This window comes from Capnocytophaga sp. oral taxon 380 str. F0488, assembly GCF_000318255.2.
Taxonomy (GTDB): Bacteria; Bacteroidota; Bacteroidia; order Flavobacteriales; family Flavobacteriaceae; genus Capnocytophaga; species Capnocytophaga ochracea.
Genome location: NZ_KB291204.1, coordinates 1 through 13,798, shown reverse-complemented (window position 1 = coordinate 13,798; position 13,798 = coordinate 1). Strand labels below are relative to the sequence as shown.

At 41.7% G+C, this 13,798-nt stretch carries 10 protein-coding genes; 1 reads left to right on the top strand and 9 read right to left on the bottom strand.

From position 1 onward, the window contains the following. Nucleotides 1-296 precede the first annotated feature (296 nt). The 4 genes from HMPREF9078_RS06395 to HMPREF9078_RS06380 form a co-directional block, all read right to left on the bottom strand. On the bottom strand, nt 297-1,577 hold the full coding sequence (locus HMPREF9078_RS06395) for a replication-associated recombination protein A (RefSeq protein WP_009419877.1): 1,281 nt from the start codon (nt 1,575-1,577) through the stop codon (nt 297-299). An 84-nt stretch (nt 1,578-1,661) separates the two neighbouring features. Next, the gene (locus tag HMPREF9078_RS06390; protein ID WP_009419876.1) at nt 1,662-2,900 is read right to left on the bottom strand and encodes a type IX secretion system plug protein domain-containing protein; all 1,239 of its coding nucleotides are present in this window, start codon (nt 2,898-2,900) and stop codon (nt 1,662-1,664) included. A gap of 80 nt (nt 2,901-2,980) precedes the next feature. After that, the gene (locus tag HMPREF9078_RS06385; RefSeq protein ID WP_009419875.1) at nt 2,981-5,032 is read right to left on the bottom strand and encodes a peptide MFS transporter; all 2,052 of its coding nucleotides are present in this window, start codon (nt 5,030-5,032) and stop codon (nt 2,981-2,983) included. A 44-nt stretch (nt 5,033-5,076) separates the two neighbouring features. Next, entirely contained in the window at nt 5,077-7,041 is a 1,965-nt protein-coding gene (locus HMPREF9078_RS06380; RefSeq protein WP_009419874.1) for a putative porin, read from the bottom strand. A 432-nt stretch (nt 7,042-7,473) separates the two neighbouring features. On the opposite strand from HMPREF9078_RS06380, the gene HMPREF9078_RS06375 reads away from it, so the two are divergent. Further along, nucleotides 7,474-8,106, top strand: a complete 633-nt coding sequence (locus HMPREF9078_RS06375) for an HdeD family acid-resistance protein (protein ID WP_009419873.1) — start codon at nt 7,474-7,476, stop codon at nt 8,104-8,106. Nucleotides 8,107-8,322: 216 nt separating this feature from the next. Here the strand turns inward: HMPREF9078_RS06375 and HMPREF9078_RS06370 are convergent, their stop codons facing one another. From HMPREF9078_RS06370 to HMPREF9078_RS06350, 5 genes are all read right to left on the bottom strand, one after another. Further along, nucleotides 8,323-10,029 carry a DASS family sodium-coupled anion symporter gene (locus HMPREF9078_RS06370; RefSeq protein ID WP_009419872.1) on the bottom strand — a complete coding sequence of 569 codons (1,707 nt, stop codon included), beginning with the start codon at nt 10,027-10,029 and terminating at the stop codon, nt 8,323-8,325. Next, nucleotides 10,026-10,499 (bottom strand): CYTH domain-containing protein, encoded by a 474-nt coding sequence (locus HMPREF9078_RS06365; RefSeq protein ID WP_009417413.1) that lies wholly within the window; start codon nt 10,497-10,499, stop codon nt 10,026-10,028. The genes HMPREF9078_RS06370 and HMPREF9078_RS06365 overlap by 4 nt, the downstream gene beginning before the upstream one ends. Before the next feature lie 3 nt (nt 10,500-10,502). Further along, entirely contained in the window at nt 10,503-11,147 is a 645-nt protein-coding gene (locus HMPREF9078_RS06360) for a hypothetical protein (protein WP_002675535.1), read from the bottom strand. 83 nt (nt 11,148-11,230) lie between these two features. After that, a complete protein-coding gene (locus HMPREF9078_RS06355; RefSeq protein WP_009419871.1) occupies nt 11,231-12,061 on the bottom strand; it encodes a lamin tail domain-containing protein in 831 nt (276 codons plus the stop codon). A gap of 27 nt (nt 12,062-12,088) precedes the next feature. Continuing rightward, nucleotides 12,089-13,450 (bottom strand): OprO/OprP family phosphate-selective porin, encoded by a 1,362-nt coding sequence (locus HMPREF9078_RS06350; protein WP_009419870.1) that lies wholly within the window; start codon nt 13,448-13,450, stop codon nt 12,089-12,091. Nucleotides 13,451-13,798 lie beyond the last annotated feature (348 nt).

Sequence of the window (13,798 nt, the reverse complement as noted above, 5' to 3'; positions counted from 1 at the left end):
CGTATAAGCTTCCTATAAGCTCTCTATAAGCTAATCCCACCCAATTTACAGCTCATTTTTTACTTTTTACCTCAACACACCCTTCCGTTTCTATCCGATATCTTTCGCCTTTTCCTAATAACCCTAATACATCGCTTTTGCAGTACACACTTTGCCAAAGTTAATTGCCCGTCGTGCTACGACCTTTGGCAAAGTTAATTGCTATTATTTATTGCTATTATCGGTATTATTGGCATTTCTAGCATTATTGGCATTTACCTCATTTTCTAATTCCCTCATTTTCTAATTTGCTAATTTCAGTACCCATATCGCTCACCCCATAGTTTTTTGAGATAGTCGCGCAGGGCATTTTCACGTGGATTATCAGAAGGTTCATAGAAGGTTTCACCTTGCAATTCATCAGGGAGATAGTCCTGAAAGGCAAAATTGCTCTCATAATCGTGAGCATATTGGTAGTCTTTGCCATAGCCGAGCTCTTTCATCAGTTTGGTAGGGGCATTGCGCAAGTGAATAGGCACACTGAGGTCGCCCGTTTGCTTTACCACTTGTTGGGCTTTGTTGATTGCCTTGTAAGAAGCGTTGCTCTTAGGCGAAGAAGCGAGATATATAGCACACTGACTGAGGATAATACGCGCCTCGGGGTAACCAATAGTCGTAACGGCTTGAAAGGTGTTGTTAGCCAAAATCATTGCAGTAGGGTTAGCATTGCCTATATCTTCGGAAGCGAGAATGAGCATACGGCGTGCGATAAACTTCACATCTTCACCGCCTTCAATCATTCGTGCCAACCAATAGACTGCGCCATTGGGGTCACTGCCTCGTATCGATTTGATAAAAGCCGAAATGATATCGTAATGCTGTTCACCTGTTTTGTCGTAGAGTACGGTATTTTTCTGCACCAATCTGAGGACGCTGTCGTTCGTAATCACTACTGGTTCTCCTTCAGGAGTCGCATTGACGATGAGCTCAAAAGTGTTCAACAATTTGCGTCCATCGCCACCTGAGAGTCGCAAAAGAGCTTCAGTTTCTTGCAGTTGGATATCTTTGGTTTTAAGAATAGCATCTTGGGTAATGGCATTGTGAAGCAGTTGCTCTAAATCCTTGCGTTCAAAAGCGTTCAGTATATACACTTGGCAACGAGAAAGCAAGGCGGGAATCACCTCGAAACTGGGGTTCTCGGTAGTCGCCCCAATGAGGGTAATCCAACCTTTTTCGACGGCTTGCAAAAGGGAATCTTGCTGGGTTTTATTAAATCGATGAATTTCGTCTATGAAAACAATAGGGTTTTGGGTAGTGAAGAGTCCGCCACTTTGCTTGCTTTGGTCAATTACTTCGCGAACTTCCTTAATCCCCGAACTAATGGCACTCAAGGTATAGAAAGCGCGGTTGCTTTGGTGCGCAATGATGTTTGCTAGCGTAGTTTTACCCGTACCTGGGGGACCCCAAAAGATAAGCGATGGCAAAAGACCGCGTTCTATCTGTTGGCGCAAAGCCCCTTGAGCTCCAACTAAGTGCTCTTGTCCCACATATTGCGCTAAGGAAGTGGGGCGCATACGTTCTGCTAAAGGAGAAGACATTGATGTAATGATTAATGTTTAATGATTAATAAAATCAACTTTACCAAAGTGTAGCAATGTATAAACTGCCTGTCGTGCTACGACTTATTTTGTGATATTGGTACTAGAAGCAGAGCCGATGCCTACCACCTCGTCGTAGAGAGCACCAGGAGCGCGGTAGTACACTAGCACGAGGTAAGTGTTTTCAGTTTGTTGAAAATTACCACTTATTTCGTTGAAATCAACTATGTTGCCTGCTTTGGTAGCAAACTTATAGTTGTAAAATCCCTGTTTAAGGAGTACTTTCCCTTTGAAAAGACCGTCTTTTTCGTCATAAGTGAGTTTGTATTCCTCGCGGAGTTCGTAGTTGCTAAACTTGCCGTATACATACACTTCTTTACCCCAAAAAGTAGATTTCCCTTCTAAGGCAAAATGCACTTGGGTGTAATCGGCTTCGTTGCTGGGGTTCATTCCGTTGATAGTGGTTACCAAGAAATCACCATTGATATCGGGATAATAAGTATAGACATTGCTCGCACGGCTTACATTGGTAAACAAGTAGCTATTTACCCATTTGCTTCTATCCAAACGATAGACTCCCGATGCAGGCACGTGTATATCCTTGCTATCGAAATAGAAGTATTCATTGCCTCCCCAAAAAGCCGTTTCGCGGTCGTAGCGATACACGAGGTCGTTACCCATCACGTACTGAGGTTTTACGCCCGTGATAGCCGTATCCCAACGGTAGTTTTGCAGTATGGCTACTTTCACCGCTACATTAGGATTATCAAGTCTAAAATCTTTCTGCTTAATAGTGAACTGTACCACTTGTTGAGTATCGAAATACTGCAAATCGCGAGCGCGTTTTACTTCGGTGAGTACATTCACTTGGGGTGTATAGAGCACAAATCGGCGTGAAAAGAGCTCTGTGCCATAACTATCGGTGATAGAGAGCATATAGTTACCGCTGAGAGTGATTTTAGTGAGTTCGTTAGGGAAAGTAAGGCGGTAATGCGAATAGCCTTGCAGGGTACCATAGGAGTTACTCTCGGGTTGTACTGGTTGGTTATCAATACCTTTAAGGTATTCGCTTTTCAGCAGAGAAGAGGCAGACCAATCGGCATTGCAATGAGTGATTTTATAGTAGTAAGTCTCCTCATTACCCCCGAGGTCGTCGAACTGCAAGCTAAACGACTCATTACGGCGCACGATAGGGAATTGGTTTTTATCGTTGCCGTTAGCTTTGAAGATAATCGTTTTGATATAATCAGGTGGTGTTTTCTCCACCAGCGGTTGAGCTTGCATTGCCAAGGGAAGTAGGAGTAAAAAGAGAAGTTTTTTCATAATTAAATATTTATATTTTGTCTTAGGTGTACTATTTTTTATTTAGTAAAATAGATATTCTCCACAAGAATACAACTCACTTATTTCACTCCGTGCATCAGTTTCTTCACAAACGGATTGATAAGAATAATGAGTACCCCTGCTACGGCAGGCACAATGGTAAATATCAAAAAGAAAGTACTCAAACTGTACTCACGGGTGATATTCTCTATCTGTCCGCCCAGTACAGCTGCTAATTTATGACCAATAGCTACAGCAAGGTACCATACCCCAAACATAAATGCTATCATTCGTGCAGGTACAAGCTTCGAGACGTACGAAAGCCCCACAGGCGATAAGCACAACTCACCCATAGTGTTAAACATATAAGCAAATACAAGCCATAACATACTCACCTTTACTCCGTGAGTTACCCCGTGAGAACCTAAGGCGAGTAAACCAAATCCTACTGAGAGCATCAGCAGTCCGATGCCGTATTTCATCGCAGCAGGTGGATTATACTTGCTATCCCACCAACGTGAGAACAAGCTCGCTAAGGCAATAATGAAGAAAGAATTCAGAATAGAAAACCACGATACAGTCGTCTCTACCCAGTTATCCCGCTCTTCTTTCACTTGCGCAACTATCAGCCCGTTGTCAGTATTTAGCTCTGCTCCCCGCTGTTTTGCCCACTGTTCCTTTTCGGCATCTACATAGCCAAACGAAGTGTTTTTGTTGTTCTTGCTCAGCAATTTTATCTCTTGCCCTACTTTTAGGTGATAATCAGCTACTCCTATGATAGTAGTACGTTCTACGATTTTCAAATCAGGGCGAGCGACTCTGTTTTCTTCAGTAATAGGGATATAAGTAGTTCTGCCTTGTGTATCGGTTTGTTCATAGGTTTGATAACTCACACTGTAAGCTGTAGTTTTGAAGTCGCGTTGTAGCATCCACGAAGCGATACCCCATACAAGACTAAAGCACACCAATAACACTACTACGGCAGGAAATATCTTTTTGTAGGTTTTCTTTACCAAAAGGAAAAGTACGTAGGTAATCAGTAATAGTGGAATCACGGTAAGTAGTGCATTGAATATATTGTAAAGTACTGCCCAATTACCCTGTAACTCACGCTCTATATTGTCCCGTGCAAAAATCACTAAAGACGAAGCCCCTTGTTCAAACGACAACCAAAAGAACACCACAAAAAAGGCGAAGATGACCACAGTGAGCATACGGTCGCGCACTATTGTAGTATAACGCATTATGCGACTACCTATCAGGTAAAAAAAAGCTATTAAGCCTACAATCACCATCACATATTGCCCTTTAAGCCCTGAGGTAGCAGCCCACCCAAAGAGGTCGATATTCCATATTTTCGAGAGAGGGTCGTTTAGTGCATAGCCAATACCTATGATTGCCGAAAGCGCTACCAATATCTTATCTAGGGTAGTAAACGGATTGAGTTTTTCCTCTTCTTGTTTTGCATCATTTGTAGTCTCTTTTTTTTCTTGCTTGCGTGGCTCAGATCCTATTGAACCGAATAAAGGTTTGGCAAACCAAAACTGTATAGTTCCCAAGAGCATAAACACTCCTGCCAAACCGAAGCCCCAACTCCACCCTATGCGTTCTGCCAAGTAACCACAGAGCATCATTCCAAAGAAAGCTCCAGAATTTACTCCCATATAGAAGATGGTATAAGCAGCATCTTTCTTCTCGGGTAGGTCTTTGTACATTTCCGATACAAATGACACCATATTAGGTTTGAAAAAGCCCGTTCCTATCACCAAGAGTGCAAGTCCCAAATAGAGCGAAACCTCAGTTTCAAAAGCCATCGATACGTGTCCTAAGGTGATAATAACCGCCCCAATAATTACTGCCCAGCGGTAGCCGGTAATCTTATCGGCTATTATACCTCCAAGTATAGGAGTGAGATAAAGAAGCATAACATATGTACCAAAAAGTGCTCCCGCGTTTTCAGTACTCCACGCCCACCCTGGGTTATACCCTATAAGCGTCATTGTAAGAAAGTTGATAAGCAGTACGCGCATTCCATAAAACGAAAAACGCTCCCACATTTCTGTAAAGAAAAGCACGAACAGCCCCGCTGGATGTCCTAATACTTGTGTATCGAAAATTGTCTTTTTAGTCATATAGATTTCATTCGTTATTTTTCTTGCTTTTCAACTCTTAACTCTTAACTAAAAATGTCCCACTTAATTCCCAATCGAATAATAAAATCTCTATACGGCTGACGTGGTGCAGAATAATAGTTGTAAGGATTTCCTATTTTTAGCCAGTTGCTCACGGGCACTTGCCATTGTTCTAAAGAGAAGAAAATGCGCATCGTACGCACTTTGGCATTGAGAAAAAAGTCAAACATCGGAAAGTTACCCGTCTTCTCTGCCGTCTGTACAGCAAATTCCCCTAAAAGCGGATTGTACTGATTGGAGTAATATTTGGTGAAGTAATTAAACCCTATCCCCGTTTGTAAGTACATTGCCTTGTTGAACAAGTGTGATGCAAAGTAAAAACTATTGCGAGTCACAAAAGTAGGCACATTCAATATATTGCTATCTTGTACCACTTGCTGGTAGAGCATAGTGTTGTCTAAGCCCCATTTACCAAATCTAAACTCTTTTTGTACTTTCAGTTGCAAATATTGTATATTGCTACTGTACTGCTCAGGATGCACTTTTCCTAAGGTTTCTTCTTGAAAATAAGTGTAGTTGTTGAGGTTAGTAAAACTTAGTGAAGCATTCCCCCATTGGGTTTTCAAATCGCCATAGAGGGTCTGGGTATTCTGTTTGTTAAACGAAGTATAGTTATCCCAATTAAACTGCTTGTAATCGCTTTGATACAGCAAATAATTAAAATTAGGCATAGCCGAATGCAATTCAGCTCCTGCGGTGATGCTGTTCTTATCGTCAAAAGCATAAGCAAGTTTCCCGCTCAGTCTAGTTCCTGTCATCTTGCCTACAAATGTCTGTTCTCCCTCTGCCTCTATGCTGAATCCACCCACTTTCTTATGCCATTGCACACCTAAACTCAGATCGGTATCCTTAATTTGTCGGCGTTGCAACACTCCTGATACGTAGTAAGCGTTCTGAAAGTAATAATTGTAGAAATAAGCATTTCCAAAGAGGAAGGTTCTACCCAGATAGGGCAATTCAAGCTCTACTCCCAAACGGTTGATCATCTTCTTCAAGCGCGCCTTGTCGTGAAGGTTTTGGGGTACATAGGCATCGCCAAAATAACTGTTGCTTTGGGTTTCGTCATAAGTATAATGTTCAGTTTCGTAGCTAAACAAATGGCGGAAGCGTATCTGCTTGTACGAAGCCAGCGAATCGCGGTTGCGCAAGAAAGCATAGTCGTGTTGCAAAAAATAACGCTTGCTCTCCCGGATATTCTCAGCATTGAGCAATTGCACGTCTATTGTCGCACGGTTTTTAAACTGTTTTTCTCCTCCCTCAAACTGCTCGGGCGTTACTATACCTCCATTCTCCTGACTGGTGATGTCGTGAGAGGCAAAGTGCGCAAAGGCAGTGTATTTCTTGTTAGGCGATACGTAGGAAAAGCCCGCTCTAAAATTGCCATTGCTCACTAATATACGTTGGTATTTACCCAAGGAACGCAAACCTTTGTAAGCGATAAAGATATTGAGGTTGGGCTGTAGATTAATTGAAAAAAGGGTATTCAAAAACTGACCTTGTTCCATACCGCTCTTGTAAGTAAACTCAGTAAGTGGCGTAGGCAAATGATAATAAGTTACCTCTTCGGGAGTAAGGTAGAGTTGCTTTTTAGCTTCTGCCCCCATCGAAGGCAGGTAATCCTGACGGCGGAAGTCGTAAGAGAGCGCATTATACGGTTGCCCCATATTCGAGAAAGGCATCTTGCCAAACATATCCTTTCCCCACTCGTTGTTCAGGTAATACTTTTGCATCGTAAGCGAAGTATCTACCGAGGTGGTATCGCGGGTATAAGTAATAATTTTGTAGTCGCGTGCAGTGAAAGTAATGCTGTCTTTCTTCTTTTTAGGACGCAACGACTTAAAGGTTACCCCTCCCTCCTGATTGTTGTTCGCACTATCGTCTTCTTGTGCCCAACTCAGCAAGGGGAATAGTAACCCTATAAGGAAATATATAGTTTTTTTCAGTGTCATTCGTTTCTATTTGGGGGCAAAGATAGGAATAATTTGTCAATTAGCCAATTTGTTAATTTTAGATACAGGTCAAACATACCAAATTTATTCGCTAGTGCGAGCTTGCTATTTGTGTCTATCTCGTTATATCAATTGCTGAGACTGTCCGAAAAGTCTTAAAATCGCATTTGCGTCGCTATACTTTGCTAAAGTTTCAGTCTTTGAAAAAGTTGATTACCTTGATAATCAATTTCCTCTAGTTATATTGTAGGGGCGATTGTCAAATCACCCTCACAGAACAAAACTTTTGGGACAGTTCAAGCTTTCATAATTAACCAATAAACTACATAACTGACAAAACAACTTATATTTTTAATCTTTTATTTGTAAATATTTTTGCTAATCAATAAAATATCCTTACCTTTGTGTCATTAAATTATAAATGATAAAGTTATGTTGTATTTTTTCAAATCCATCAGAAGACCAGTAAAACACTGGTACATTCCCCTTATTTTAGGGATTTTGTTCATTCTTTGTGGTATAGGGGTAATTATATCACCACAAGCTTCTTATCTTACCCTTTCAATACTCTTTAGTCTCTCATTCTTAATATCAGGGATAAGTGAATCCTTCTTTGCCCTACAAAATACTAAAACTCTCAACGGTTGGGGTTGGTATTTGGTAAGCGGACTCATTTCATTGATAATGGGTATTTTTTTACTTATGTATCCCGCCCTATCAATGTTTATATTACCATTGGTAGTAGGATTCACATTGTTATTCCGTTCATTTCAGTTACTCGGTTTTGCCTTCGAAGTAAAAGAAGCTGGTGTACTAAATTGGGGTAACCTAGCCATAGTAAGCGTATTGGGTATTATCCTTTCGTTTATTTTGATTGCTAATCCTATCTTTACAGGTATCTCATTGGTAGTGTTCACAGGTTTAGCGTTTATCTTCACAGGTATTTCTTCTGTAGTTCTTTCGTTCAATCTGAAAAAATTAAAAAGTTCTGCTCAAAAGTTATCAGATGATTTAAAGAACCGTATAGAAGACCTCGAAAAAGAAGTGAGAGAAGCTTTAAAATAACAGCAGATTAGCAAAATACCACTGGCACGAGTCTATAGTTATACCTATGACTACAGAACTATAGTGCTTTTTTACAGAAAATACCTCCAAAGAATTAAATACTCTTTGGAGGTATTATGATTTTATAATTGACGCGCCTAAACCCAATATCCAGGACCTTTTTTAAGAGTTATCTTTACTCTTACTTTCAGTAATTGTCATTATTGCACTGTGATATTAAAAGAACACTCCATTGGTAAACCCATACCACCGCAATACCGTTTCGCCCCACAAGAGTATCATCAACCAACTAATAAACATCATCGTGATACCAAACTTGAAGGTATCGCTCCAGCTGTATTGATTGGTAGTGTACAGCAGGGCAGCAGGTTTACTGTTAAAGGGCAGTACATACACGTGTCCCACGAGCATTGCTACGGGGAAAGCCAGACTCATAATCGGATACCCGTTTTTCTGAGCTACCCCTATGGCAATAGGAATGAATATGAGGGTAAGCATTGTTTTAGATTGGAATATAAGCGAGAAAAGCAAAATCCCTCCTGTAAGTATCATATACAATACCCAAAACGGAGTGGCTTGAGTTATCCCTAAACTACCAAAAAGTGCATCTATAAGCGTGCCAGGTAAACCCGTCGCGTCGAGTCCTGCCCCTAAGGTATAAGCGCCTGCCGAAAACAATAGCAAGTGCCAAGGAATGTCTACATCGTTCCATTTCACTACGCCTACGCCTGGAAGCAAGGCTACTACGGCCCCCATAAAAGCTACTGCTGTTTGGTTGATACCGTGTTGCTTATCAGTAGCCCACAAGATGAGTACACAAACAAAAATAGCAATCGCTTTATACTCCTCAAACTTCATTTTGCCGAGCTTGTTAAGCTCTTCCTTTAGCCTTTCCATACCTCCTTCAATCTGTGGTACGCGCTCTTCTTTTTTCAGTGGAAAATATATTTTCGAGCCTACGAACCACGCGATGAGAATAAGCAACACGCTCATCGGAAAGGCTGCTTTAAACCAATCCTGATAACTAAAAGAGCCTATACCCATAGCTCCTGCTATAAGAGAGCCCGCTAAAAGAGCTGCCCCTGAGCCTGTCAAGAAGGCATTAGCTCCTAAATTGATTTGAAAGAGGTTCTGCAATATCAAATTCCTACCGAAGTTATTGCGGTGTTCTCCTCCCGTAGCTCCGTAGATAGCGGCTATTACCATAAAGATAGGCAACAGTATAGCAGCTTTGGCAGTAGTTGCCGAAATAAATGCCGATAGTACTAAGTTAATAATGATAAAACTCAGTATAATACCTCCCGAATTTCTGCCAAACTTCAACACAAACCACAAAGCAAATCGCTTCGCCACCTGCGTTTTCACTAACATACTCGCTAAGATAAACGAAAGAATATTAAGCCACATTACAGGGTGTCCTAATTGAGCATATGCCGTCTTATCGGTCGTGACTCCACAAAGTACAATGCCCAGTATTACCAGTAATGAAGTGAGGTAATTGGGGATTGCTTCAGTAATCCATAAAATAATAGCAGCTACAAAAATAGCCAGCATCGCGTAGTTGATGTGTATAAACTCGTTGTGTGTTGCCTGTTGTAGGGTTACTTTTTGCTCGTCCGAGAGTTGTTTTCCTCCCTTCATCGTAGCTGTTAGTTGTTTAGTTTTAGCCTTTTCTATTTGGGCATACCGAGCCATCGCCGATTCAGTAAGCGGTGTCGTCTTCTCATTGGTATCAATCCGGTTGATAAACGAAATATTGGCTACCCAGTAAATAAGCACAAAGGCGAGGATAGCAAGCGGTCCTCCAATGCGTTGGAGGAACCGCTCTACCCCTGTTTTTTGTACCTTTGGCAACTTTTCGATATGATAGTTATTCATATCCAAAGGGTCAAAGGGTGGCGTGTGGTCGGTATTGTTTGTCATTTCCAGTTTTTATAAGGGTTCTTCATTAACATTGAATTGTAATAACGCTTGTCGCCTGTTACTTCTTCTCCCAACCAATCAGGACGGGCAAAAGTAGCTTTCTCGTCGGGTAATTCAATCTCTGCCATTACAAGTCCTTCATTATCTCCATAGAACTCGTCAATCTCAAAACAATAGTCGCCGTTCTTTACCAAATAACGTGTCTTGTCTATAATACCTGGTTCACATAGCTTCAATAGCTCTTGCACTTCAGCTACGGGTATTTCCTTTTCCCATTCAAACCGGCTTGCACCACTTTCATTACCGATGCCTTTTATGGTAATGAAACCTTTGTCCCCTTTTATGCGCACTCTCACGGTGCGTTCGGGAACGGAGCTCAAATAACCTTGGGTGATACGAGTCGCCTTAAACGATGCTGCTTTATAGGCATCGCTCTTCACCATAAATTTTCTTTCTATTTCTTGTGCCATAACTTAATTTGCTAAGGGTTTATGTATCATTCCAATCACGCGTTTAATCGCTTGCAAGTAGTTGATGTTCTCTACTCCTTCCAATCCGCAATCGGCAATGGTTTTCTTTATATCTTCTATCTCGGTAGACTCTGAGTTAATGGTTTTCACCAAAGCCCCATTGATATATACGTTGCCGGTTTCGCAAATGGTATTGTTCACCATATAACCAAAACGCACCTTCTCAACGGTTACTGCTTGCAAGTCGGGGTGTGCTTCCACCATCTGTAAGAACTCTCCTAAGGTGTATTCACCTTTGGTAAGCTCAGGCATTCCTTGCACTTTAAAAGCGGGAAATACTTCTTCTTTAAGCACTTTTGCCGAGATGGGGAACTCTCCTTTCATCAGTGGGTTCCATTGTTCTAATCCATCTACCTTTTGTACAAAGGTTTTGATGTCCATCTTACCATCGCGAATTTTAGTGTTGTTCACATCGTTAGTCCTACTCACAATATAGGTTTCGGTACTGCGGCGTTCCCATACTTTTTCAGGAACAGGTACACTTAGGCGTGCCATACGCTCGGCTTGTTTAGCAAAGCAACGCCCAAAACTGCGAAACTCAAAACGCGGTTTAGAAATTTCGCCAATCTTTAATTCTTCTTTTGCCATAATTATGTTTTTATATCATTTATTGTTTAATCGCTTATTTTGTAATATTTCCCTACAATAACCGTCCTTACACTCCTCCTCTCTCACTGCTTAACAGTCTCATCTTCTGTTCCTGTCGCAGGGTTCGCTTTCCCTTGGGTTGGGTCTGCTTGCATAAATTTACCTGTACCATCAGGACATCGGCTCCACGATTTCGTAACTGCCGCAAGACTCACTTTGCCCCAACCATCGCCTTTTTCACCTCGTTGGAAGGTATTAAGCTTAGTTCCCTCAGGGGTGTAAAGCTCTATAAGCACATTTTTCTTGCTCGAAAAACCCGAACTGAACCCTCTCGGGGTAGTGCCTTTGGCGCCTACGATAGCAAAATGTGAGTGAGGGGCTACCACTTCACCCTCAATACCCGTCCACACAAGTTCTTCGTCTTTTTTAATGGTTACGTCTTTTAGTTTGATAGGAGTATCGCCGTTGTTGTAAAGTTCTATAAATTTTTCGGCATCGGCGCCTGCTCCGTAAAGCTCGTTGAGAACCAATTTAGTGTAGTCCGAAGGCTTATCGCCTACCACATAGCTACTTTCTTTTACGGTCGAAAATCCTGCGGTATTCACTACTGTTACTTTGTAGGTTACTTTTGTTTTATCGGCTTGTGCCGGAATTGTCCCTGTAAAAGTATTGTCCTTGCCCGTCATCGCTACGGTTTGGTTGCCTGCTCCTGCGTTGTAAACCAAAGTTACTGTCGAAGGTGCTTGTAGTCCCGGAGCTATTACAGCGGTTACCACCACGTTGTCAGTCGAGGTAGGGGCTGCGGGAGTAAGCTTCACCGATTTGATAGTCGAAGCTCCCTCGTACACTGCATCTTTCACACAACCTGCTGTGATGACCAATATTAATAGAAGTATGTATCTTAAACTTTTCATTTTAGTAATGGTTTAAAAAGTGAATGTTTAGAAATTAATTTCAAAGCGCATAGCGAGCATATGGTAGCTCACACCACCTTTGCCTTTGCCTTCCACCGCTTTTTTATAATCGGTAGTTGGGGCTCCTGTGGCATCGTGCCCAATAAACAGTTTGCCTCTGCCGTTTGCATAACGGTCGTTGTTGGTATACTGATAGTTCAGAGCTATTTTCACGTTGTTATTCACATAAAAGTTCAGTCCCGTAGTGAAGTTTGCACCTGAACCACCATACACATCTTTGTCGTTCAAGCTGAGGTAATCACAGCGCATTGCCAGCTCCACATCACCCCATTCCTTGCCTCGGGTAGGCTGAGTAAACTCACCTTCCGATACGTTAAACTTATGTTTGCCTCCAAAGAGCAAATACGCTGCTTGCACATACCAACCTGTGAAATTGTAATAGGTAGCTTCCGTAGTAACGTGGTTGCCTATCCACTCTCCTTGTACGCGGAAGCCTCCGTAGTAAGCAGCAGCTTCTACCCCGCGCAACCATTCGTGGTCTACATTGGGTATAACATCAGTGTCTAAGTACTTTTTGCGGTTAATCGAGGTAGAGTTGCGGGTACTAAAACGCGCTCCGCCGTAATCCTTAGGTGCTACATCAGTTTTAGGAGTGCGGTAAGAGCCCTTAACACCTAAATAGCAACCTTGCATACGGTCTTCGGTATAAGGCATCCAGCCCACTTTACTGGTGATTGAATACCCCTGGTTGCGTCCGTAATCCTTATTGTTGTCTTGCACATTGGTCACTTCCTCAACGCCAGCCACTCGTTGCAAAAACATACCAAGCGAAGCCCTAAAATGGTCGCGCAAGTACTCTCCTTGAATACCCAAATGTCGTGACGGCACTAAGGCTTTACACACCATAGGGCGTTCCATAAAGGTTAAGTAACGCGAACTGGTAGTTTGCTCCATCGAGAAATCTTCTTTGAAGTTTCCCACCTTCAAGGCTACGTTCTTAATCCCGTCGTATTCCACGATAGCATCTTTAAGTTCAAAAATACCATCGGCGAAATCAACGTCCACTTCACCGTACCAATCTTTGGTAACTTGTGCCTTTACGGCAAATCGAGCACGGCGAATAGAAGCACCGTTGCCTATCTTGTCGTAATCGCTCTTAGCGCCAAAAAACGTAGCAGCATCCACTTGCACACGGTTGTCAAACCAAAACTTATAGTTCTGATGTTTTGATTCAAAAACCAAGATATTGTTACGTGCCTCTGAGCGAAGTTCTTTTCTATCGACTGCCACGCCATATTGGTTATAGCGAATGGTATCGAGCTCTTGGGCTATAGCTGTACTGAAGAAAGACAGCAATAGCCCCCAAATTAAAAAGGGTAACTTTTTCATCGGTTAAAATAATGTTTGTTAATGGAGTTGGTAAATTATTATTATAGTTCTTTTAACGCCACAAAGGTAAAAACTATTTTCCAATTAGCAATGAATTATTTTCTTTTTTTTTGATTTAAGCTGAAAAATCCTTAATTTTAACATAACGCACCTTTATCTCACCTCTATCTTACTTTCGATTATTTTTCTATTTTCAATTTTTAACTATTCACTTTTAAGCTATTCACTGTTTAACCGTTCACTATCAACTCTTTCTATAATTTCATCTTACCATACCTATATCTCTTACCTTTTCCGTCATACTCCCCCTAGCACCTATGACCTAAGACCTCACACTTCCCCATTTAC